At 64.3% G+C, this 18,226-nt stretch carries 21 protein-coding genes; 12 read left to right on the top strand and 9 right to left on the bottom strand.

Annotation, left to right across the window (positions count from 1 at the left end):
• Positions 1-43 precede the first annotated feature (43 nt).
• The 3 genes from GM658_RS16005 to GM658_RS15995 are packed head-to-tail and all read left to right on the top strand — an operon-like array spanning position 44 to position 1,495.
• A complete protein-coding gene (locus GM658_RS16005; protein ID WP_155455048.1) occupies positions 44-358 on the top strand; it encodes a hypothetical protein in 315 nt (104 codons plus the stop codon).
• Positions 355-1,044, top strand: coding sequence for a phytanoyl-CoA dioxygenase family protein (locus GM658_RS16000; protein WP_155455047.1), 690 nt, complete (start codon positions 355-357; stop codon positions 1,042-1,044). Before GM658_RS16005 ends, GM658_RS16000 begins: the two co-directional genes overlap by 4 nt.
• Positions 1,019-1,495 (top strand): hypothetical protein, encoded by a 477-nt coding sequence (locus tag GM658_RS15995; protein WP_155455046.1) that lies wholly within the window; start codon positions 1,019-1,021, stop codon positions 1,493-1,495. Before GM658_RS16000 ends, GM658_RS15995 begins: the two co-directional genes overlap by 26 nt.
• Before the next feature lie 53 nt (positions 1,496-1,548).
• Here the strand turns inward: GM658_RS15995 and GM658_RS15990 are convergent, their stop codons facing one another.
• Genes GM658_RS15990 through GM658_RS15980 form a run of 3 tightly spaced genes read right to left on the bottom strand, consistent with a single transcriptional unit; the run spans position 1,549 to position 3,588 of the window.
• Positions 1,549-2,502: a gamma-glutamyl-gamma-aminobutyrate hydrolase family protein gene (locus GM658_RS15990; RefSeq protein ID WP_155455045.1), complete on the bottom strand. Its 954-nt coding sequence runs from the start codon at positions 2,500-2,502 to the stop codon at positions 1,549-1,551.
• Between the two features lie 54 nt (positions 2,503-2,556).
• Entirely contained in the window at positions 2,557-3,198 is a 642-nt protein-coding gene (locus tag GM658_RS15985; RefSeq protein ID WP_155455044.1) for a phosphoribosyltransferase, read from the bottom strand.
• Positions 3,199-3,252: 54 nt separating this feature from the next.
• A complete protein-coding gene (locus GM658_RS15980; RefSeq protein ID WP_155455043.1) occupies positions 3,253-3,588 on the bottom strand; it encodes a flagellar basal body protein in 336 nt (111 codons plus the stop codon).
• A gap of 114 nt (positions 3,589-3,702) precedes the next feature.
• Between GM658_RS15980 and GM658_RS15975 the strand changes: the two genes are divergently transcribed.
• Both GM658_RS15975 and GM658_RS15970 read left to right on the top strand, forming a co-directional pair.
• Positions 3,703-4,260, top strand: coding sequence for a TetR family transcriptional regulator (locus GM658_RS15975; RefSeq protein WP_155455042.1), 558 nt, complete (start codon positions 3,703-3,705; stop codon positions 4,258-4,260).
• A gap of 228 nt (positions 4,261-4,488) precedes the next feature.
• On the top strand, positions 4,489-5,499 hold the full coding sequence (locus GM658_RS15970) for a dienelactone hydrolase family protein (RefSeq protein ID WP_371865129.1): 1,011 nt from the start codon (positions 4,489-4,491) through the stop codon (positions 5,497-5,499).
• Here GM658_RS15970 and GM658_RS15965 read toward each other — a convergent pair whose 3' ends face one another.
• The gene (locus GM658_RS15965; protein ID WP_211841874.1) at positions 5,500-5,883 is read right to left on the bottom strand and encodes a hypothetical protein; all 384 of its coding nucleotides are present in this window, start codon (positions 5,881-5,883) and stop codon (positions 5,500-5,502) included.
• A gap of 126 nt (positions 5,884-6,009) precedes the next feature.
• Here GM658_RS15965 and GM658_RS15960 point away from each other — a divergent pair, with 126 nt between their 5' ends.
• Genes GM658_RS15960 through GM658_RS15935 form a run of 6 tightly spaced genes read left to right on the top strand, consistent with a single transcriptional unit; the run spans position 6,010 to position 13,646 of the window.
• A complete protein-coding gene (locus GM658_RS15960; RefSeq protein WP_170298838.1) occupies positions 6,010-7,725 on the top strand; it encodes an NAD(P)H-dependent oxidoreductase subunit E in 1,716 nt (571 codons plus the stop codon).
• Positions 7,722-10,505, top strand: a complete 2,784-nt coding sequence (gene fdhF, locus GM658_RS15955) for a formate dehydrogenase subunit alpha (protein ID WP_155455039.1) — start codon at positions 7,722-7,724, stop codon at positions 10,503-10,505. The genes GM658_RS15960 and fdhF overlap by 4 nt, the downstream gene beginning before the upstream one ends.
• A complete protein-coding gene (locus tag GM658_RS15950; RefSeq protein WP_155455038.1) occupies positions 10,502-11,458 on the top strand; it encodes a formate dehydrogenase accessory sulfurtransferase FdhD in 957 nt (318 codons plus the stop codon). Before fdhF ends, GM658_RS15950 begins: the two co-directional genes overlap by 4 nt.
• On the top strand, positions 11,458-12,165 hold the full coding sequence (locus GM658_RS15945; RefSeq protein WP_155455037.1) for an ABC transporter permease: 708 nt from the start codon (positions 11,458-11,460) through the stop codon (positions 12,163-12,165). The genes GM658_RS15950 and GM658_RS15945 overlap by 1 nt, the downstream gene beginning before the upstream one ends.
• Positions 12,165-12,815: an energy-coupling factor ABC transporter ATP-binding protein gene (locus GM658_RS15940; RefSeq protein WP_155455036.1), complete on the top strand. Its 651-nt coding sequence runs from the start codon at positions 12,165-12,167 to the stop codon at positions 12,813-12,815. Before GM658_RS15945 ends, GM658_RS15940 begins: the two co-directional genes overlap by 1 nt.
• A complete protein-coding gene (locus GM658_RS15935; RefSeq protein ID WP_155455035.1) occupies positions 12,816-13,646 on the top strand; it encodes an ABC transporter substrate-binding protein in 831 nt (276 codons plus the stop codon).
• Here GM658_RS15935 and GM658_RS15930 read toward each other — a convergent pair.
• Positions 13,620-14,501: an alpha/beta fold hydrolase gene (locus tag GM658_RS15930; protein ID WP_155455034.1), complete on the bottom strand. Its 882-nt coding sequence runs from the start codon at positions 14,499-14,501 to the stop codon at positions 13,620-13,622. The genes GM658_RS15935 and GM658_RS15930 overlap by 27 nt on opposite strands.
• Positions 14,502-14,562: 61 nt before the next feature.
• On the opposite strand from GM658_RS15930, the gene trxC reads away from it, so the two are divergent.
• Complete coding sequence (gene trxC, locus GM658_RS15925) at positions 14,563-14,997, top strand: thioredoxin TrxC (RefSeq protein ID WP_155455033.1); 435 nt, start codon at positions 14,563-14,565, stop codon at positions 14,995-14,997.
• Here the strand turns inward: trxC and GM658_RS15920 are convergent.
• Genes GM658_RS15920 through mdcE form a run of 4 tightly spaced genes read right to left on the bottom strand, consistent with a single transcriptional unit; the run spans position 14,994 to position 18,226 of the window.
• The gene (locus tag GM658_RS15920; protein ID WP_155455032.1) at positions 14,994-15,887 is read right to left on the bottom strand and encodes an ACP S-malonyltransferase; all 894 of its coding nucleotides are present in this window, start codon (positions 15,885-15,887) and stop codon (positions 14,994-14,996) included. The genes trxC and GM658_RS15920 overlap by 4 nt on opposite strands.
• Entirely contained in the window at positions 15,884-16,831 is a 948-nt protein-coding gene (gene mdcB, locus GM658_RS15915) for a triphosphoribosyl-dephospho-CoA synthase MdcB (protein WP_155455031.1), read from the bottom strand. Before mdcB ends, GM658_RS15920 begins: the two co-directional genes overlap by 4 nt.
• Positions 16,828-17,526 carry a malonate decarboxylase holo-[acyl-carrier-protein] synthase gene (mdcG, locus tag GM658_RS15910; protein WP_155455030.1) on the bottom strand — a complete coding sequence of 233 codons (699 nt, stop codon included), beginning with the start codon at positions 17,524-17,526 and terminating at the stop codon, positions 16,828-16,830. Before mdcG ends, mdcB begins: the two co-directional genes overlap by 4 nt.
• The gene (gene mdcE, locus GM658_RS15905; protein WP_155455029.1) at positions 17,510-18,226 is read right to left on the bottom strand and encodes a biotin-independent malonate decarboxylase subunit gamma; all 717 of its coding nucleotides are present in this window, start codon (positions 18,224-18,226) and stop codon (positions 17,510-17,512) included. Before mdcE ends, mdcG begins: the two co-directional genes overlap by 17 nt.

Raw genomic sequence — 18,226 nt, 5'->3', positions numbered from 1 at the left:
AGTCCATCGTATAATCAGGCACGACCTTTAATTCAAACAGCTCATGAGCGATAACAGTGTCCTGGGGATCTACACCTTCGAAGGCGTTTTCGAGGGCAAAGCGGTATATGAATACGCGTATCCGCAAGAGCATGCGCTGCACAAGTGCATGCTGTTCCTGCTGCAGGAAGGGGCGGACGCATTGTGGGATGCGGCCATCATTGAGTGCAGCAAGTTCGGTTTCGAAAACGTAGCGATGGACGCCTTCAGCATCCTGCAAGCCGATATGCTGGAAAAAGCGCCTTTCAAGGACCTGCATCCTCACATTGAAGAAGCACTGACCCTCGGCAGCTCCTTGGTCTTCTACGCCCAGCCTTGAATCATTTCCAGCGGCACGGTTTCGATATTGTTCCTGGTTTGCTCGACGCTGCGCAATGCGCGCAGTTGATGGGGCATCTCCCTTCGATCAGCGGCCCCGGTTCTCGTGCTTTGCTTGCGCAATCATGGTGCGCCGAGCTGGCCGCGCAATTCCTTGATTCCCCAGCCATGGCGGGAATTCTTCCAGCAGGCCACATGGCGGTGCAATGCACCTTGTTTGAAAAGTCCGAGTCGGTCAATTGGCTGGTGCCGGTCCACCAGGACTTGAGCATTCCGGTGCGAAGGCGCACCGATGCGGACGGCATGCGAGGCTGGTCGCTGAAGGAGGATGGCTGGTATGTCCAGCCGCCGCTGGCGATTCTTGAACAATTGGTCGCCGTGCGTTTGCATCTCGACACCTGCGCTGCGGAAGACGGGCCGCTCTATGTGGTGCCTGGTTCGCACACACAGGGCGTGATCAGTGCGCAAAATGCGGCTGCGCTGCGGGCCGGTGAGCGGGCTTGCCCTGCACGGGCAGGCGACGTGTTGGCGATGAAGCCGCTGCTGCTGCATCGGTCTTCCAAATCCTCTGGCGCCAGCAGGCGCCGAGTGCTGCATTTCCTTTTTGGTCCAGCTAGCATGCCGCAAGGTATAGAATGGCGGGAGCAGGAAGGAGTGTGCTATGAAAGTTGTCGTCACAATAATTAGCTTGGTGCTATGCCAGGCTGCGCTGGCCGGGACCAGTGCTTTGCCGCCAGCCGACGAGGCTGCCGCATTCAAGGCAGCGGGATTCAAACAACACGGCAAGCAGTGGAAATCATGCAAGGATTCGAGCGCCAGCTACGTGCCTGGCGCGATAGACCAGGTACAGGACATCAATGGTGACGGTCGTCCCGAGGCCGTCATCACGGAGGGCAGCAGCGCCTGCTTTGGCGATACCGGCGTCGGCTACACCCTGGTCAGCAAACAAGCTGACGGCAGCTGGGAAGTCATGTCGCGCGGCGTCGGCATCCTGATCGTTCAGAAGACCAAAGGTAAAGACGGCTGGCCCGACCTCGAGATCGGCGGCCCCGGATTCTGCTTCCCCGTCGAGCGCTGGAACGGCAGCGAATACAAAGTCATCGGCAAACAATACGAAGGCAAGCCCTGCAAACGTTGATGTATTGAGTTAAGTCAATAGCAAATGGGGTACCTGCCATTCGTTGAAGAGCACTAAAAACGGGTCTCGCGGGCGGCGCGCAGGAAGCTGTCGAGGATGCCGGTGCAGTCCAGCAGTTCAACCCCGCCGGCGCGGTGGAATTCGGGGTGCCATTGCAGGCCCATCACGAAGGGCGCCCTTTGGTAGCGTATCGCTTCAATCATATTGTCTGGGTAGGACAGCGCTTCGACTTGCATGTCTTTGCCCAGCGACTTCACAGCCTGGTGGTGGATTGAGTTCACCAGCGCGCGTTGCGGGCCCTTCACCATGGCGGGCAGGGACGAACCAGGCGGGAAGGTGACTTCGTGCCGGTGCCGGTCGTAGTCGTCTGAGACGTGCGGATGCGCGTCCGGCACGTCGGTCGCAATATCCTGGTACAGCGTACCGCCAAAGGCCACATTGAGCAGTTGGCATCCGCGGCAGATGCCCAGCACCGGCTTGCCCGCTTCGACGAATTCGTGCAGCAGTTCCAGCTCGTACATGTCGCGCGCGCGGTCGCCGCTCCATTCGGGTTTGGTGGGCGCTTCGGCATAGCTTTGCGGCGAGACGTCGGCGCCGCCTTGCAGCACCAGTCCGTCCAGGTGCTTGGCGTAATCGCGCAGGCGGATATTGGAAGGGTGCAGCAGACCCGACGTGTTCACGGTGGGGATCATGAATACCAGCACGTCGCGCGACATGACCCACTGCGCCACCGACTCTTCGAGGTATTGCAGGTTCTTGCTGCGCAAACCGGTGGCGCCGGGTTCGGGATGGTAGATGCGGGCTGAGACGCCGATGTGCAAAGGCCGCTGGATGATGTGCCGCGTGGCGGCTGCCGCCCAGCGCTTGTAGCGCGCCAGGATGACGCGGCCCCAGAGGCTGAAGATGGTTTCGCCGGGATCGAGGTAGTGCGGTGCGTCGCCGGCACGGCGCCGTTGTCCGCGGTCGCCTTCGCGGCGATCATGTTTGCGTGGGTCGTGGTCGGTCATGCGCTGGCTGCCTCCTGGGCTTGAGTGTCGCACACGCGGCGCTTCAAAGTCGCACTACTGGCGCTTGAGCAGCTCCAGCACTTCTTCTTCCGATACTTGCGGGAAGCTGCGGTAATGGCGGCTGACCGACATGAAATTCATCGGCGCGGCCAGGTAGACGATGCCGTCCGCCAGCGGCGCAATGATGTCCAGCGAATCCGGGGCAGCCACCGGCACGGCGGCCAATAATTGGAAAGGCTTGCGGGCGCGCGTGGCGCGCAGGGCCGCGGCCATGGTGGAGCCGGTCGCCAGGCCGTCGTCCACAATCACCACGATGCGGCCTTCGGGATTGGCGGGCGGCCGCTGGCTGCCATACGAAGCGCGCCGGCGCCGCATCAATTCCACCTGCTCGTGGGTTTGCAGCTCGACCCATTCCATGCTGGTCCGTGTGCGGTTGAAGTAGGGCGCCAGTTCGCGGTTGCCGTGCTCGTCGACGGCGCCGACGGCCAGTTCGGGATCAATAGCAGAGGGGATCTTCCGCACCAGCACGACGTCGAGCTCACCCTGCAGGCGGTCGGCAATGATGCGTCCCATCGGCACGGCGCCGCGGGGAATGGCGAGGATTAATGGATTGCTGCCGCGCAGATGGGCAAGCCTGTCAGCCAGCAGTTCGGCGGCCTGCCGGCGGTCCTGAAGGGGGAGTTCGATGTCGTCCATGCTAGCCTCCACCACGCTGCCCATATGACAGCATAGCGCGGTAAGGCGCGCACGTTAAGCCTGGATATCCAGCAGTGTGCCGATTCGCTCATCCGCCGCCTTCACTACTTTGGCGGACAGGTCGAAATTGGCCTTGTAGACCAGAGAGTTGGTGATGGAGCTGGCCGGATCGGTGCCCGAAGGTGCGCCACCGGCATTATTCGCCGCCGACAGTCCGCGCGCGGCGGTGGAAATGGTGACCGTGGTGCCGCCTGGCGTTTCCTGGAAATTGGCTTGCTGCGGCTGGAAATTCTGCGTCGACAGGTTGGCGACGTTGTGTCCCTCCACCGCCAGCGCCTGCTGGTTGGATTGGAGGCCGGAAAGGCCGGCTTGGAGTGCGGAGATTGCCATGGCACTAGTTTAACCGATTCCATGTGGAAACAAACCTCCTGCCCAAAAAATAGGCATGCGACGCAACACATGGTATGATGATGGTCGCAATGATTGATGCGGGAGGGGCTTGCCATGAAGATCACCAAGGAAAAAGCGGCGGAAAACCGGCAATTGCTGGTCGAAACCGCGGCGCGCCTGTTCCGCGAAAAGGGGATCGATGGTGTGGGCGTGGCGGAAATCAGCAAGGCAGCCGGGCTGACGCACGGCGCGCTGTACGCCCATTTTCCCTCCAAGGACGCGCTGGCGGCCGAAGCCATGCAATTCAGCACCCGTTCCGCCTTTGGCAAGGTCACTGCACGCCCCGTCACGCTGCAAGAACTGATCGGCTATTACCTGGCGCCGGAGCAGCGCGACAACCTGGCTGAAGGCTGTCCGCTGGCTGCCGCTGCCAGCGAGGTGGCGCGGCAGGATGCGGCCGTCGCCGCCAACTATACGAGCGGCTACCGGCAGATGGTCGACTACATCCGCAGCCGCTTGCCGGCCGGGGAAGGGCAGCAACAGCAGGCGCAGGCCATCATGGCTGCCCTGGTCGGCGCCATCTCGGTGTCGCGGAATGTCTACAAATCCGACCCGCAATTGGCCGATGAAGTGCTGGAATCCGTACGAAACCTGCTTTCCAGGATGAGTTAATTGCTACGGTTGACGTTTTGGGATTGCTTTCCTCAGCCGTGCGCATAAGAATCTGGGACATTGCCCAAACGCATCGTTCCGGAGCGCATCATCAAAGCCTTCGCCACCCGACTTGCCGCCCTATTGCTGGCCTGCGCCAGCCTGCCATTTGCGCAGGCGGGGGAAGCCGCGCTCGATGCACGCCTGAATGAGCAAATTATCAAGATTCCAGCCGGCCGTGCGCAGGACGTGCAGCTGGAAACCACCGTGTTCCGTCCGCCCGGCCCGGGCCCATTCCCGCTGCTGATCGTCAACCATGGCAAGGCGCCGGGCAACCCCAAGCTGCAGGCCCGCGACCGCTTCATTTACCTGGCCACGGCCTTCGTGCGCCGCGGCTATGCGGTGATGGTGCCAATGCGCACCGGCTTCGCCAATTCCACCGGCAAATTCGTCGAATACGGCTGCAATATGACCGCCAATGGCTACGAGCAGGCGGGCGACATTGCGGACGTGGTGCGCTATGCGCGCGCGCAGCCTTGGGTCGATAACGAACATATCGTGCTGGCGGGCCAGTCCTTCGGCGGCTTGGCCAGCATGGCCGCTGCCACCCAGGAATTGCCGGGCGTGCGTGGCGTCATGAACTTTGCCGGCGGCCTGAAAGTGCACGGCGACCTGTGCGACTGGCGCCGTGCGCTGGTCAAAGCCTTCACCGAATACGGCCGCCGCAACAAGGTGCCGAGCATGTGGATGTATGGCGCCAACGACAGCTACTTCGGTCCGGAACTCGCGGCCCGGATGCATAGCGCGTTCACGGCGGCCGGCGGCAAGGCGGAAATGGTGGCTTTTGGCCCATTCAAGAAAGACGCCCACGGCTTGCTCGGCAATCGCGACGGTGCGACGATCTGGCTGCCGGAAGTGGAGCGTTTCCTGGGCGAGATCGGCATGCCGACGCGGGAGGTGTACGCGGTGGCCGATCCTCCAGTGCAGCGCGCTACGCATTACGCGGCGCTTGAAGATGTGGATGCCGTGCCGTTCGTGCCCCAGCGCGGCCGCGAGCAGTACCGCGAATTCCTGCAGAAGGCGACGCCGCGTGCGTTTGCCATTTCGCCTACCGGTTCCTGGGGCTGGGCGGAAGAGGGCGAGAACACCAATGAGAAGGCGCTGGCAGCTTGCCAGGCAGCCAGCAAGGAACCGTGCCGCCTGTATTCTGTCGATAACGATATCGTCTGGCCCGAGCATGGCACTGCCGGCCGCAACTGATCACATCAGGGTAAAGCCCGCGACCATTGTCAGCGCGGCGCTGAGATAGCCGAGCGGGCGCTGGGCCCACAGCATGCGGTACGCCATGATCGCGCACGGGCGGTGCAAGTTGACGAACGCGTAGCTGGCCAGCAGGTTCTGCAAGGCGACCCAGGCATGCATCATGATGGCGGCGCCAAGCATTGCGATGCCGCCGCCGTGCACGAATGTAGCGTGCTCGACTGCGGCCACGATGACCGCACCTTGCCCCATCCCCAGCATCATCCCCAGCATTGCCACGCGCAGCAGGCGCGGGTTGAAGTATTGGTGCTGCCATTGCGGCACCAGGCTGAGGGCGTGCAGGACGAGTACGGCGGTCAGGCTGAGCTGGTACAAGTCCAACATGGACGCCAGTGACTGCAAATTTTCCACGGGCGTACCTCCGCACTGTGGCATCCTTATGTTGAAATTAACATATTCCGCCACAGGGCTACGCATGATACCCTGAGGTAAGCAAACGCCAATCGCGAGGTGAATCAGCACATGATTCCTATTGCAGTGCAGGGTGCCAGCCGGGAACGCAAACGCCAGCGGCCGAAAGGCAGGCAGGTTGATGTTGCTGCGTTGCAGCAAGTGCAGGCTTTACTCGGCGCTTCGCCGCGCCGGCGCGATTTGCTGATCGAATACCTTCATCTGATCCAGGATGCGTATGGCTGCTTGTCGGCCGCGCACCTGGCGGCCCTGGCTTCCGAACTGAGGCTGGCGCAAGTCGAGGTCTTTGAAGTCGCCTCTTTCTACCACCATTTCGATATTGTCCTGGAAGGCGAGTCCGCACCGCCTGCGCTGACGGTGCGTGTGTGCGACGGCTTGCCGTGCGAGCTTGCCGGTGCGGGCGAACTGCTGGCGCACCTGCCTGCCTTGCTCGGGCGCGATGTAAGGGTGATTTCCGCACCTTGCATTGGGCGCTGCGAGCAGGCGCCGGCGGTGCTGGTCGGCCAGCGTGCGCTGGCACGGGCCAGTTGCGAGAGCGTTGCGACAACCGTTGCCGCCGATGATGCCGGGCCGGGCGCTGCGGCTTTGGCGGCGCGCAGTGCGGGCGAGGGCGGCGCCGAGGCTGGCGCGGGCAGCGGCGGCGGAGCGCTCTTTGCGGTGCTGCGTGATTGCCTTTCCGGCGCGCGGACAGTTGAATCGGTGATCGCGGAGCTGGAAGACTCCGGCCTGCGCGGATTGGGCGGTGCAGGCTTTCCAGCGGGGCGCAAGTGGCGCATCGTGCGCGAGGAGCCGGGCCCGCGCCTGATGGCGGTCAATATCGACGAAGGCGAGCCGGGTACTTTCAAGGACCGCTACTACCTCGAACGCAATCCGCGCCAGTTCATCGAAGGCATGCTGATCGCCGCCTGGGCCGTCGGCATCGACGACATCTACGTCTACCTGCGCGACGAATACCACGCTTGCCGCAAGCTGCTGCAACGGGAGTTGGAGCGCCTGGCGCCGGCAGAGCCGCGCATCCATTTGCGGCGCGGGGCAGGCGCCTATATTTGCGGCGAAGAATCCGCGATGATCGAATCGATCGAGGGCAAGCGCGGCATGCCACGCCTGCGCCCGCCGTTCGTGGCGCAGAAAGGATTGTTCGGCCGCCCAACGCTGGAGCACAATTTCGAGACCCTGTACTGGGTTCCCGAGATTCTGGCCAAGGGCGCGAAATGGTTCGCCAGCCATGGCCGCCATGGCCGCAAGGGGTTGCGCTCGTTCTCCGTCTCCGGTCGCGTCAAACTGCCCGGCGTCAAGCTGGCCCCGGCCGGCATTACGGCGCAAGAACTGATCGACGAATACTGCGGCGGCATGCTGGACGGCCACCAGCTATACGCCTACCTGCCGGGCGGCGCATCCGGCGGCATCCTGCCCGCCAGCATGGCCAATATCGCCCTCGACTTCGATACCCTGCAACCGTATGGGTGCTTTATCGGCTCCGCGGCCATCATCGTATTGTCGCAGCACGACAGCGCGCGGGCCGCGGCCGGAAACATGATGCGCTTTTTCCGCCACGAGTCCTGCGGCCAATGCACGCCGTGCCGCGCCGGCACCGCCAAGGCGGTCGGACTGATTGAGCAGCCGGTATGGGACGCCAGCCTGCTCGGCGAACTGTCGCAGGTAATGCGCGACGCATCGATCTGCGGCCTGGGGCAGGCTGCGCCCAACCCGGTGGACTGCGTGCTGAAATACTTCCCGCACGAGGTGATCCGATGATTGCTTTCGAACTCAATGGCCGCGCCGTGCAGGCCGCAGAGGGCGAAACGCTGCTGCAAGCAGCGCGCCGCGAAGGTGTCGACATTCCGCATCTGTGCTACAAGGACGGCATGGCCGCCGCCGGCAACTGCCGCGCATGCATGGTGGAGATTGATGGTGAGCGGGTGCTGGCGCCATCATGTTGCCGCCATCCTGTGCAAGGCATGCATGTGCGCAGCGACAGCGCGCGCGCCGTCGCTGCGCAGAAAATGGTGCTTGAACTGCTGTTGGCCGACATGCCGGAGCAAGGCCACACACGGCATAACGAAGTCGAACATTGGGCCGCCAAGCTCTCCGTCGGCAAGCCGCGCTTCGCCGCCCGCACGCAGCCGATGCGTGACCTGACCCATGCCGCCATTGCCGTCAACCTCGACGCCTGCATCCAGTGCACACGCTGCCTGCGCGCCTGCCGCGATGAGCAGATGAACGACGTGATTGGCCTGGCCCGGCGTGGCGAGCAGGAGAAAATTGTTTTCGACATGGATGATCCGATGGGCGCATCGACTTGCGTTGCTTGCGGAGAGTGCGTGCAGGCTTGCCCGACTGGCGCACTGATGCCGGCGCGCGATGCCGCGCTCGCAGTGCCGGACAAACAGGTCGAATCGGTCTGCCCCTATTGCGGCGTAGGCTGCCAGCTCACCTACAACGTCAAGGACAACAGGATCCTTTTCGTGGAAGGCCGCAACGGCCCCGCCAACCAGGGCCGGCTGTGCGTGAAGGGCCGCTATGGCTTCGACTATGCCCACCACCCGCAACGCCTGACCAGACCGCTGGTGCGGCGCGCCGACGCACCACCCAAATCGGGCGATTTCGCCATGGACCCTGAGCGCGTATCCGATGTGTTCCGCGAAGCCAGCTGGGAAGAAGCGCTGGCGCTGGCCGGCGGCAAGCTGGCGGCCATCCGCGATGCGCACGGCCCGCGCGCACTGGCCGGATTCGGCTCCGCCAAGGGCAGCAACGAAGAGGCCTACCTGTTCCAGAAACTGGTGCGCACCGGCTTTGGCAGCAATAACGTCGATCATTGCACGCGCCTGTGCCATGCCTCCTCGGTAGCGGCGTTGCTGGAGGGGATAGGCTCGGGCGCGGTTTCCAATCCCGTCAAGGATGTGATGAAGGCCGAGGTGGTGGTCCTGATCGGCGCCAATCCAGCGGTCAACCATCCGGTAGCTGCGACCTGGATCAAGAATGCGGTAAAGCAGGGCACGAAGCTGATCGTGTGCGACCCGCGCCGATCCGACCTGTCGCGCATTGCACATCGTTTCCTGCAATTCCAGCCCGATACCGATGTCGCGCTGCTGAACGCCATGATGCACGTCATTGTCACGGAAGGGCTGGTGGACAGGAACTTCATCGCCAGCCGCACCATAGGTTATGAGGAACTGGCGGCCAACGTTGCCGAATTCAGTCCCGAGGCGATGGCGCCAATCTGCGGCATCGAGGCGGACACCATCCGCGCCGTAGCACGCCAATATGCTGCTTCGCGCGCGTCGATGATCCTGTGGGGCATGGGCATTTCGCAGCACGTCCACGGCACCGACAATGCGCGCTGCCTGATCGCGCTGGCGCTGATGACGGGCCAGATCGGCCGCCCTGGCACCGGCCTGCATCCGCTGCGCGGCCAGAACAATGTGCAAGGCGCCTCCGATGCTGGCCTGATCCCGATGATGTATCCCGATTACCAGCGCGTGGCCGAACCCGCCGCCAAAGCCCGCTTTGAAAGCGCCTGGGGGCTTTCTCCCGGCACGCTCGACGATAAGCCTGGCCTGACCGTGGTGGAAGTGATGGACGCCGCCAAGTCCGGCGAGGTCAAGGGCATGTACATCATGGGTGAGAATCCCGCCATGTCCGACCCCGACGCCAATCATGCGCGCGCCGCGCTGGCGTCCCTCGAACACCTGGTGGTCCAGGACATCTTCCTGACCGAAACGGCCTACCTGGCCGACGTCATCCTGCCCGCCAGCGCATTTCCAGAGAAGACCGGCAGCTTTACCAATACCGACCGCATGGTGCAAATCGGCCGCCAGGCGCTCGAGCCGCCGGGCGAAGCGCGCCAGGAGCTGTGGATCATCCAGCAAATGGCGCAACGCCTCGGGCTCGATTGGCAATATGGCGGCGCAGCCGACGTGTTCGCGGAAATGCGGCAGGTAATGCCCAGCATCGCCGGCATCACGTGGGAGCGGCTGGAGCGCGAACATGCCGTCACCTATCCCTGCCTGGCCGAGGGCGATCCCGGCACGCCGGTGGTGTTCACCGAGGATTTCCCGCGCGAGTCGGGCAGGGCGCGCTTTGTGCCCGCCGATATCATTCCCGCCGACGAAAGGCCGGACGCCGAATACCCGCAAGTGCTGATTACCGGCCGTCAGCTGGAACACTGGCACACGGGCAGCATGACGCGCCGCACGGCCGTCCTCGACGCGCTCGAACCGGACCCGGTGGCGCTGGTGCATCCGCTTGATTTGGCGGCGCTAGGCGGCAAGCCGGGCGACGTCGTGACGATCGCCTCGCGGCGGGGCCAGGTCTCGCTGTACGCCCGGGCCGACGAAAGCTCGCCGCGCGGCGCGGTGTTTGTGCCTTTCTGCTATTACGAAGCGGCGATCAACAAGCTGACCAATCCGGCACTGGACCCGTTCGGCAAGATCCCCGAATTCAAATACTGTGCGATCAAGCTGACGCTGGGCGGGCAGGTACAGCCCCAGACCAGTTTTGGCGGCGGCAAAGCGATGGAGGCTGCAGGCGCATGAGACTACCGGAGATGACCCAGGCCAGCGTGCCGCTCACGCAGGAAGTTGAAGCCATCGACGAGAAAGGCCGCCGCTCGCTGATCCACATCCCGGCCGAGCGAGCGCTGACGGTGTATGTGGACAAGCGGGAGCTGGTGACCTTGATGACGCTGGGCGGCGCGCCCGAGGCCCTGGTGCTCGGCTACCTGCGCAACCAGCGCCTGGTGCGCTCGGTGGAAGATGTGGAATCGATCCACGTCGACTGGTCGGTTGGCGCAGCAGCCGTGAAGACCCGCGGCGGCGTGGCCGACATCGAAGCACGCACCGCACGCAAGGTGGTCACAACCGGCTGCGGCCAGGGATCCGTGTTCGGCGACTTGATGGAAGAAGTAGACGACATCGTGCTCCCGCCCGACGCGCGGCTGAAGCAGTCCGGCGTGTACCGTATTGTAGAAACCATCCGCACGCAGCAATCAATCTACAAACAGGCCGGCTCCGTCCACGGCTGCGCCCTGTTCACGCAAGACGGCGAGCTGCTGTACTTTGTGGAAGACGTCGGGCGCCACAATGCGGTCGACTCCATCGCCGGGAAAATGTGGCTGGATAACATGTCCGGCGACGACAAAGTGTTCTACACCACCGGGCGCCTGACCTCCGAAATGGTGATCAAAGGCGCGCAGATGTCGATTCCCTTCCTGCTCTCGCGCTCCGGCACCACGCAGATGGGCCACAGCGTCGCCAGCCGGCTTGGCATGACGCTCCTCGCGCGCTGCACCGGCCGCCACTTCCTGCTCCTGACCTCACCCGAGCGCCTGGTCCCCGAACCCGAGCTCGCCGGCCTACTGCCGAGTTCGTGTTCCACCATGGGGTCACACCCGAATCGGGACACGAGCTCGGCGGTGCTCACCGCCGAGCCCGTGTCCCATTTCGGGTGTGACCCCATGGTGGGACACGGGCTGGACAAGGAGGGTTGATGGGGGCGTGGGATGCTGTGCGGGGGGCGTTCAAGCTGCTGTTCGAGGGCGATCCGGTGTTGTGGCGGATTGTCTGGATTTCGCTGAGTACCAGCGTCGTCGGCCTGCTGGTGGCGACGCCGTTTGCGGTGGCCGGGGGCTATGCAATTGCGATGTCGCAGTTCCGCGGGCGGCGCGTGGTGATCTGGCTGGTGCAGGCGGCACTTTCTCTGCCGACGGTGCTGATTGGCCTCTTGCTTTACATGGTGCTTTCGCGCCATGGGCCGATGGGCGGTTTGCAGTGGCTGTTTTCGCAGCCGGGCATTGTGGCGGGACAGGTGCTGATTGCGCTGCCGGTCCTGCTGGCATTTACACTGGCGGCAGTACAGGCGGCCGACCCGCGCTTTGCGGAAACAGCGATCGCGCACGGCGCTTCGCCTTGGCGCGTGATGGCGACATTGCTGTACGAGGTGCGTTTCGGCGTGATGGCCGCCATCATCAGCGGTTTCGGGCGGGTGATCTCGGAGGTGGGCTGCGCCATGATGGTCGGCGGGAATATCGCTGGCGAAACGCGGACCATCACCACTGCCATTGCGCTGGAAACCAGCAAAGGAGAATTTGCACAGGGTATCGCGCTGGGTGTGGTGCTGGTCACCATTGCGCTGGCAATGAACGGCGCCTTGATGGTGCTGCAGGGTGATGCCCATGCAGCCAGGGGCCGGGGCTGATGCCGATGCTATCGATCGCCCGCCTCACCAAGCGTTACGGGGAAAACCTGCTGTTCGACCTGCGGGACTTCCAGCTGGAAGCAGCACGGGCCTACGTGTTGACGGGGATGAACGGCGCCGGTAAAAGCACCTTGCTGCGCGTGCTGGCCGGCCTGGCGCCGGCCGAAGCGGAAGGCGTCCACTTCGCGGGCGTGCCGGTGACGCTGGCACCTTACCCGGCAGCTTTGCGCCGAGATATCGTCTACGTGCACCAGCACCCGGTGATGTTTTCGACCAGCGTGGCCGGCAATATCGGCTATGGCCTGCATGCGCGCGGCATGGCGCGTGCCGAAGCGGCACAATTGGTCGAGCAAGCCATGCATTGGGCCGGTGTGCAGCATCTGCGAGGCAGCCGGCCCGCTACGCTATCGGGCGGGGAAAAGCAGCGCGTGGCGCTGGCGCGCGCCAAGGTCCTGCATCCGCGCCTGCTGCTATTGGATGAACCGACTGCCAGCCTGGATGGCGAGGCGCGTGAGCAAGTATTGGCCTTGATTCCATCGCTGACCGAGGCCGGCAGCACCGTTGTCATGGCCTGCCACGACCGTGACCTGATCAATCTGCCCGATGTGCGGCGCCTGAAGCTGCGCGACGGCCACCTTGAGGAGAAGTAAATGAAACGCCGGCTTTTGCTGACCTTTGCCGCTGCCTTGCTCGTTGCACAGGGCGCCAGCGCCCAGCAGGTCATACGCTTGTCGACAACGACCAGTACCGAGAACTCGGGCTTGCTGGCCTACCTGCTGCCCGCCTTCGAAGCCAGGACCAACAGCAAGGTGCACGTAATCTCGGTCGGCACCGGCAAGGCGCTGGAATTATCGAAAAACGGCGACGTGGACGTGACCCTCGTGCATGCGCGCCCTGCGGAAGACAAATTCGTGGCCGAAGGCTGGGGCGTCGACCGGCGCGACGTAATGTACAACGACTTCATCGTAGTCGGCCCGGCCGCCGACCCTTCCGGCATCAAAGGCGGCAAGGACGTGCTGGCGGCGTTCCGCAAGCTGGCAGCCGGGCCGGCGAAATTCATCTCGCGCGGCGACAATTCCGGCACCGATATCATGGAGAAGGCTTACTGGAAGCAGGTTGGCACGCAGCCGCCTGGCGCGCAATACGTTTCGGCAGGCCTGGGCATGGGAGAAGTGCTGAATATGGCGGGCGAAATCGGCGGCTACACGCTGACCGATCGCGCGACTTACGGCGTCTACCAGGCCAAGACCGGCCTGGCGCTGATGGTCGAAGGCGATCCACGCATGTTCAACCCTTACGGCATCATCGCCACCAACCCGGCCAAACATCCTGGCGTCAATTACAAGGGCGCGCGCCAGCTGATCGAGTGGATGACGTCGCCGGAGGGACAGGCGAAGATCGCACAATTCCGCCCTGCGGGCCAGCAGCTGTTCTTCCCCTCCGCGAAGACTGATTTATCCGCGCTGGAGCCAGGCAAGTAGGGCGTCAGCCACTGCGCTGGGATTCTCGCGCTGCGGGAAATGGCCCACGCCGGCCAGCAGCGCGCGGTGATACGGGCCGCTGAACAGGTGTTCCTTATGCTCGGAAGTCTGTGGGCTGTTGGCGCCGTCTTCCGTGCCGTGCAGTGTGAGTGTCGGCACGCTGATGACCGATTCGCGCCGCAGCCGTTCTTCCTGTGCGGCGTAGAAAGGATCGGGGAAGGCCAGGCCCCAGCGGTGGCGGTAGGAGTGCACTGTGACTTCCACCCAGTCAGGGTTGTCCCAGGCGTGCATGGTGTCGTGGAAGATGCCTTCGCCGAAATGCCAGGATGGCGACCAGGTGCGCCAGAGCAGCAGCGCGAAATCGCGCCGCTCCTTGCGCAAGGCTTCTGCGCCGCGGTCGGTCGACATATACCACTGGTACCAGTAGTTGCGCGCCTGGTGCAGGCTCAAGGCCTGGTTCGGGTCATTGGTGCCCCAGCCGACCGAAAGCGCCATGCAGCGCATCACGCGTTTGGGCGCCAGCAAGGCCGCGTTGTAGGCGGCGCGTGCGCCCCAGTCGTGGCCAACTACGTTGAAGCGCTCGATGTCCAGTGCACTCGCCAGGTCCAGCAGATCCTGGGCGAGGGCGGATAACTGGCCGCTGCGCGGCGTGGATGGATCGAGGAAGCGGGTTTCGCCGAAGCCGCGCAGGCTGGGCACGATCACCCGGTAACCGGCGCCGGCCAGCGCGGGCAGCACGCCGTCCCAGGTGTGCATATCATCAGGCCAGCCGTGCAGGAGGAAGATGGGCTCTCCCTGCATGTCCCCGTACTGGCGGAAGGCAATGCGCAAGCGGTCGGTGTTCACGTATTCCATGTTGCCTCCTGGCTGGCGAAGCGTGCCCTCGGGATTATAAGCCTGCGCTATACTGGAACCTATGGAAAACTTGCATATCGTCTGTCCCCACTGCGACGCGGTCAACCGTGTGCCTTCGGTACGCCTGGAGGAAGGGCCTACTTGTGGCAAATGCCAGCGGCCCCTGTTCACGGGCCATCCGGTGGACCTGTCGACGGAGCGCTTCCTCAAGCATGTTGAGCGCAATGATATTCCTGTGCTGGTGGATTTCTGGGCGCCCTGGTGCGGGCCGTGCCGGCAAATGGCGCCTTTCTATGAGCAGGCGACGGCCAAGCTCGAGCCATATTTCCGCGTTGTGAAGGTCAATACCGAGGCAGAGCAGCAGCTTGCCGGCCGTTTTTCCATCCGCAGCATTCCAACGCTGGCAGTGTTCAAAGGCGGCCGCGAACTGGCGCGCCAGCCAGGAGCGATGGATACCAACAACATCATCGCCTGGGTGCAGCAGCACCTGCGTTAAACACGCTCCAGCCAGCGGCGCACCCCGTCAAGGGAACGGAAGTCGGCCACCGAACGGCAATCGATGTCCGGATGGCGCGCGGACAGCATTTTGGACAATGCGCTGCCCGGACCCAGTTCCAGCGCCGCGGTGATTCCCCGCTCGGCGCAGGCATCCATGCAATCGCTCCACAAAATCGCTTCGGCCAGCTGGCGCGACAGGCAGTCGATGGCGGCATCCTGTTCGCGAACTGCACTGGCGTCGATGCCTGCCAGGACTGGAGCCTGCATGGTTCCGAACTTTTCCTGCCCGAGCAGGCGGGCAAATGGCGCGACCGCAGCCCGAAGGTAGGGCGTATGCGATGCGACAGCAACAGGCAGGGACGTAATGCGTGCGCCGAGGAGCGAAATGGCGGCGGCATTCGCTGCCGGGCCGCCGGCAATGCAACTGTCTTCACCGGTCTCAATCGCGATATGGAAGCCCTTTGCCGCCAGCAGGGCGCGCAATGTGGCGATACGCCGGCCGCTGATCGCGAGCATGGCTTGCGGGGTGCACGGCGCGACGCAAGCGTCCATCAATTCGGCGCGCTGTCCGGCCAGCTTTGCAGTGCGCTCGGCGCTCAGGGCGCCTGCCACGCCGTACGCCGTCAGTTCGCCGACGCTGTAGCCGGCTACCAGTGCGGGTGGCGGACTGTCGCGGCGCAGCGCCTCCCACATGGCGAGGCCGGCGGCGACGATGGCTGGTTGCGCGCTTCGGTTTGCGAACAGGCTGGCCGGGTCTGACAAGTCGGGCAAGTCAGGCGCCAGCCGCGCCAGCAGTGCGGCGCCGTGCGGGTCGCCGCGGGCGAGGTCGTACATGGCGGTGTGCTGGCCGCCCTGGCCGGGGCACAGGATCAGCAGACGGCTACTCATGGTGGCGGCATCGTGGTCAGGCTATGTACCAGGCAGGTGGCTGCAAGAAGGTCGGCGGCGCCGCCTGGCGAAAGCCTCAACGCCGTGAAGCGCTGGTGAGATGCGAGTGCGAGCACTTTCCATTGCGCGTTCGCCGTGCCGCCTTGCTCCATGAATCGGCTTGCGTGTCTGCGTACCGTGTCTGCGCCGTCTGCGCCGCCACGGTGGTAGACATTGGTGTCGCTGATGTGCGCCATCAGGGCGAAGATCGCGTCGACGCGGGCGTGCAGCATGGGCGCGCCGCGTGCCAGTGCTGCTTGCAGGGCGGGCAGGCCGACGTCGAATACCGACGGCAGGCCGAGGGCGCCTTCTTCGCGTGCGCCGCTGGCGGCATGCTGCGCAGCGGCTTGCAGACCGTGCGAGTCGCCGGTGGCATGTGTGTGTGCGGCCAGTTCTTCGCCCCAGTGCAGGAGGAGGGCTGTACGCAGGGCGGCTGGCGTCAGCGTCATTTGCAGGGCGCGCACGCGGCCCACGGCGGCGCACAGCAGGCCCAGGGCGAAGATGGCGCCGCGGTGGGTGTTGATGCCTTTTGTTGCGGCCATCATGCGCTGTTCCGCTGCGACGCCCAGGTTTTTCAGTACCGCGAAAGGTGCGCCGTCGTAGCCTGCCTTGCAGATGCGGGCGAAATAATGGCGCAGCGCGAACAGGCTGCGCATGAACGTGGCGGCGTTCATATCGGTGTGGCTGCCGTTGTCGACGAAGGAGACCAGGCCGGGCTTGGGGTAGAGCGCCAGTTCGTGGTACAGGCTGCGCACGGCGCGCAGGGCGACCTCGCGGGATAGTTCGTGCGCGTGATGATGGCGCGGCACAGTGCCGGAGCCGGTGCCGGCAGCGCTGGCGGCAGCCGTACCGGCCGGACGAGGCCTCCTGGCGTCGCAATCGGTGCGGGTGGCAAGGACAGTCATGCGGTCTCCAGTTCTGCGCGCAACTCGGCACGCGGCGCGAGCTTGACGCTGGCCTTCGATTTGATCAGGACCCGTTCGGTATGGGCGCGAGCCGTGAACCATTCTTTCCACGCCACGGCCTGCCCGCTGGGAAAGACGATTTCGCCGTCCAGTGGCAGTTCGCCGAGGAAGCTGGCGAGCAGCAGGGTGCCGGCATCGAGCTCGCTGGTGCTGCGGGGACGGAACAGGAGGTCGATATCGGAACTCTCGCGCAAGTAGGGCTGGCCTGTCAGCGCCTGCAGGGCCAGTGAGCCGAACACGCGCAGGTCCATGCCGGCGCTCGCATCGCTCAGGCGGGCAAAGGGAAGCTGCCAGGCTGCCGGAATGGCGTGTGCGACGGCGTCAAGCTGCAGGGGAGCGCTATGGCGGGCAATATGCCGCGCGGGGATGGCTAGCGGAAGGCGCAGCTTCGCGCCGCTGTCAGGGTCCGGCGGAGCGGAAAGGCCGAGGCAGATTACCTCGGCACCTGCACCAGCTTCGGCGCAGATGTCCGCATTGGGCTGCCCGGCGGTGTCGCGGCGGCGCACGACCAGGGGCCAGCGCGCACAGGCCCAGCGTGCGATCACGGTATGTGCCGGCGTGCCTGGCAAGGCGGCGGACAGCGCATGCTGCCAGCCTTCGTCAGTCAGCCACACCAGGTCATGCCGAGCGTACATTGCCGCCGCCGATGATCGCTTCGATGACTGGCTGGGCCGCCTTGCGACCGCCGCGCAGCAAGCCAAGCGCGCTGCGTTGGTCGTCGTGTGGCGCATTGGCGATGGCATGCGCCAGGTGTACGGCCAGGTCGCCTTCCCAGATCGCCTGCAGGCCGCCCATGCGCAGGTAATTCTCAGGTCCCGGTGCAAAAACAGGATTGCTGCGCGCCAGTTCCACCAGTTTTTCTTCGGGCACCTTGGTGATGCGGGCCATGGCCGGCAAGCCCATGACGCGGATCGTGGCGTCGGGCAGCGCGTAGCAGGCATCGGCCATCAGCCCGCTGGTGATGAACCCGCCGGACAGGGCCTGGTCGTACACCAGCCCGATGATGCGGTGGCCTTTGTGGCGCGCCAGGTCGATGCACTTGCCCAGGTGGGCCATATAGCTGTTGATGCCCAACATTTCGTCGCGGTGGCGCAGGCGCTGGCCCTGCGTGTCCACCAGCAGCACAATGGCGCGGCCGGGATGGTTGCGCACCGTTGCCAGCACGGCTTTGGCCTGCGCCAGTGCGATCTCCACGCCGATCGGCGCGTGGCCGGTGGTGCCGATCACGCTGACAGCTTCGCCGTCCACGCGCGCGCTGCCGTTCAGGAATTGTTCGCGTTCGACGATATCGTGCCCGCCGGGGAAGAGGGCATCGGCCAATACTTTCCAATCCAT

The sequence above is a fragment of the Massilia eburnea genome, assembly GCF_009720745.1.
Classification (GTDB): domain Bacteria; phylum Pseudomonadota; class Gammaproteobacteria; order Burkholderiales; family Burkholderiaceae_D; genus Rugamonas; species Rugamonas eburnea.
The sequence above is the reverse complement of the archived record's forward strand: the minus strand, read 5'-3'. Positions and strand labels throughout refer to the sequence as shown.

Excerpts from the sequence above, each read along its gene's own strand:
- GM658_RS16005 (WP_155455048.1), top strand. The coding sequence starts at position 44 with ATGAGCGATAACAGTGTCCTGGGGATCTACACCTTCGAAGGCGTTTTC.
- GM658_RS15995 (WP_155455046.1), top strand. The coding sequence starts at position 1,019 with ATGAAAGTTGTCGTCACAATAATTAGCTTGGTGCTATGCCAGGCTGCG.
- GM658_RS15990 (WP_155455045.1), bottom strand. The coding sequence starts at position 2,502 with ATGACCGACCACGACCCACGCAAACATGATCGCCGCGAAGGCGACCGC.
- GM658_RS15985 (WP_155455044.1), bottom strand. The coding sequence starts at position 3,198 with ATGGACGACATCGAACTCCCCCTTCAGGACCGCCGGCAGGCCGCCGAA.
- GM658_RS15980 (WP_155455043.1), bottom strand. The coding sequence starts at position 3,588 with ATGGCAATCTCCGCACTCCAAGCCGGCCTTTCCGGCCTCCAATCCAAC.
- GM658_RS15975 (WP_155455042.1), top strand. The coding sequence starts at position 3,703 with ATGAAGATCACCAAGGAAAAAGCGGCGGAAAACCGGCAATTGCTGGTC.
- GM658_RS15965 (WP_211841874.1), bottom strand. The coding sequence starts at position 5,883 with ATGTTGGACTTGTACCAGCTCAGCCTGACCGCCGTACTCGTCCTGCAC.
- fdhF (WP_155455039.1), top strand. The coding sequence starts at position 7,722 with ATGATTGCTTTCGAACTCAATGGCCGCGCCGTGCAGGCCGCAGAGGGC.
- GM658_RS15950 (WP_155455038.1), top strand. The coding sequence starts at position 10,502 with ATGAGACTACCGGAGATGACCCAGGCCAGCGTGCCGCTCACGCAGGAA.
- GM658_RS15945 (WP_155455037.1), top strand. The coding sequence starts at position 11,458 with ATGGGGGCGTGGGATGCTGTGCGGGGGGCGTTCAAGCTGCTGTTCGAG.
- GM658_RS15940 (WP_155455036.1), top strand. The coding sequence starts at position 12,165 with ATGCCGATGCTATCGATCGCCCGCCTCACCAAGCGTTACGGGGAAAAC.
- GM658_RS15935 (WP_155455035.1), top strand. The coding sequence starts at position 12,816 with ATGAAACGCCGGCTTTTGCTGACCTTTGCCGCTGCCTTGCTCGTTGCA.
- GM658_RS15930 (WP_155455034.1), bottom strand. The coding sequence starts at position 14,501 with ATGGAATACGTGAACACCGACCGCTTGCGCATTGCCTTCCGCCAGTAC.
- trxC (WP_155455033.1), top strand. The coding sequence starts at position 14,563 with ATGGAAAACTTGCATATCGTCTGTCCCCACTGCGACGCGGTCAACCGT.
- GM658_RS15920 (WP_155455032.1), bottom strand. The coding sequence starts at position 15,887 with ATGAGTAGCCGTCTGCTGATCCTGTGCCCCGGCCAGGGCGGCCAGCAC.
- mdcB (WP_155455031.1), bottom strand. The coding sequence starts at position 16,831 with ATGACTGTCCTTGCCACCCGCACCGATTGCGACGCCAGGAGGCCTCGT.
- mdcG (WP_155455030.1), bottom strand. The coding sequence starts at position 17,526 with ATGTACGCTCGGCATGACCTGGTGTGGCTGACTGACGAAGGCTGGCAG.
- mdcE (WP_155455029.1), bottom strand. The coding sequence starts at position 18,226 with ATGGATTGGAAAGTATTGGCCGATGCCCTCTTCCCCGGCGGGCACGAT.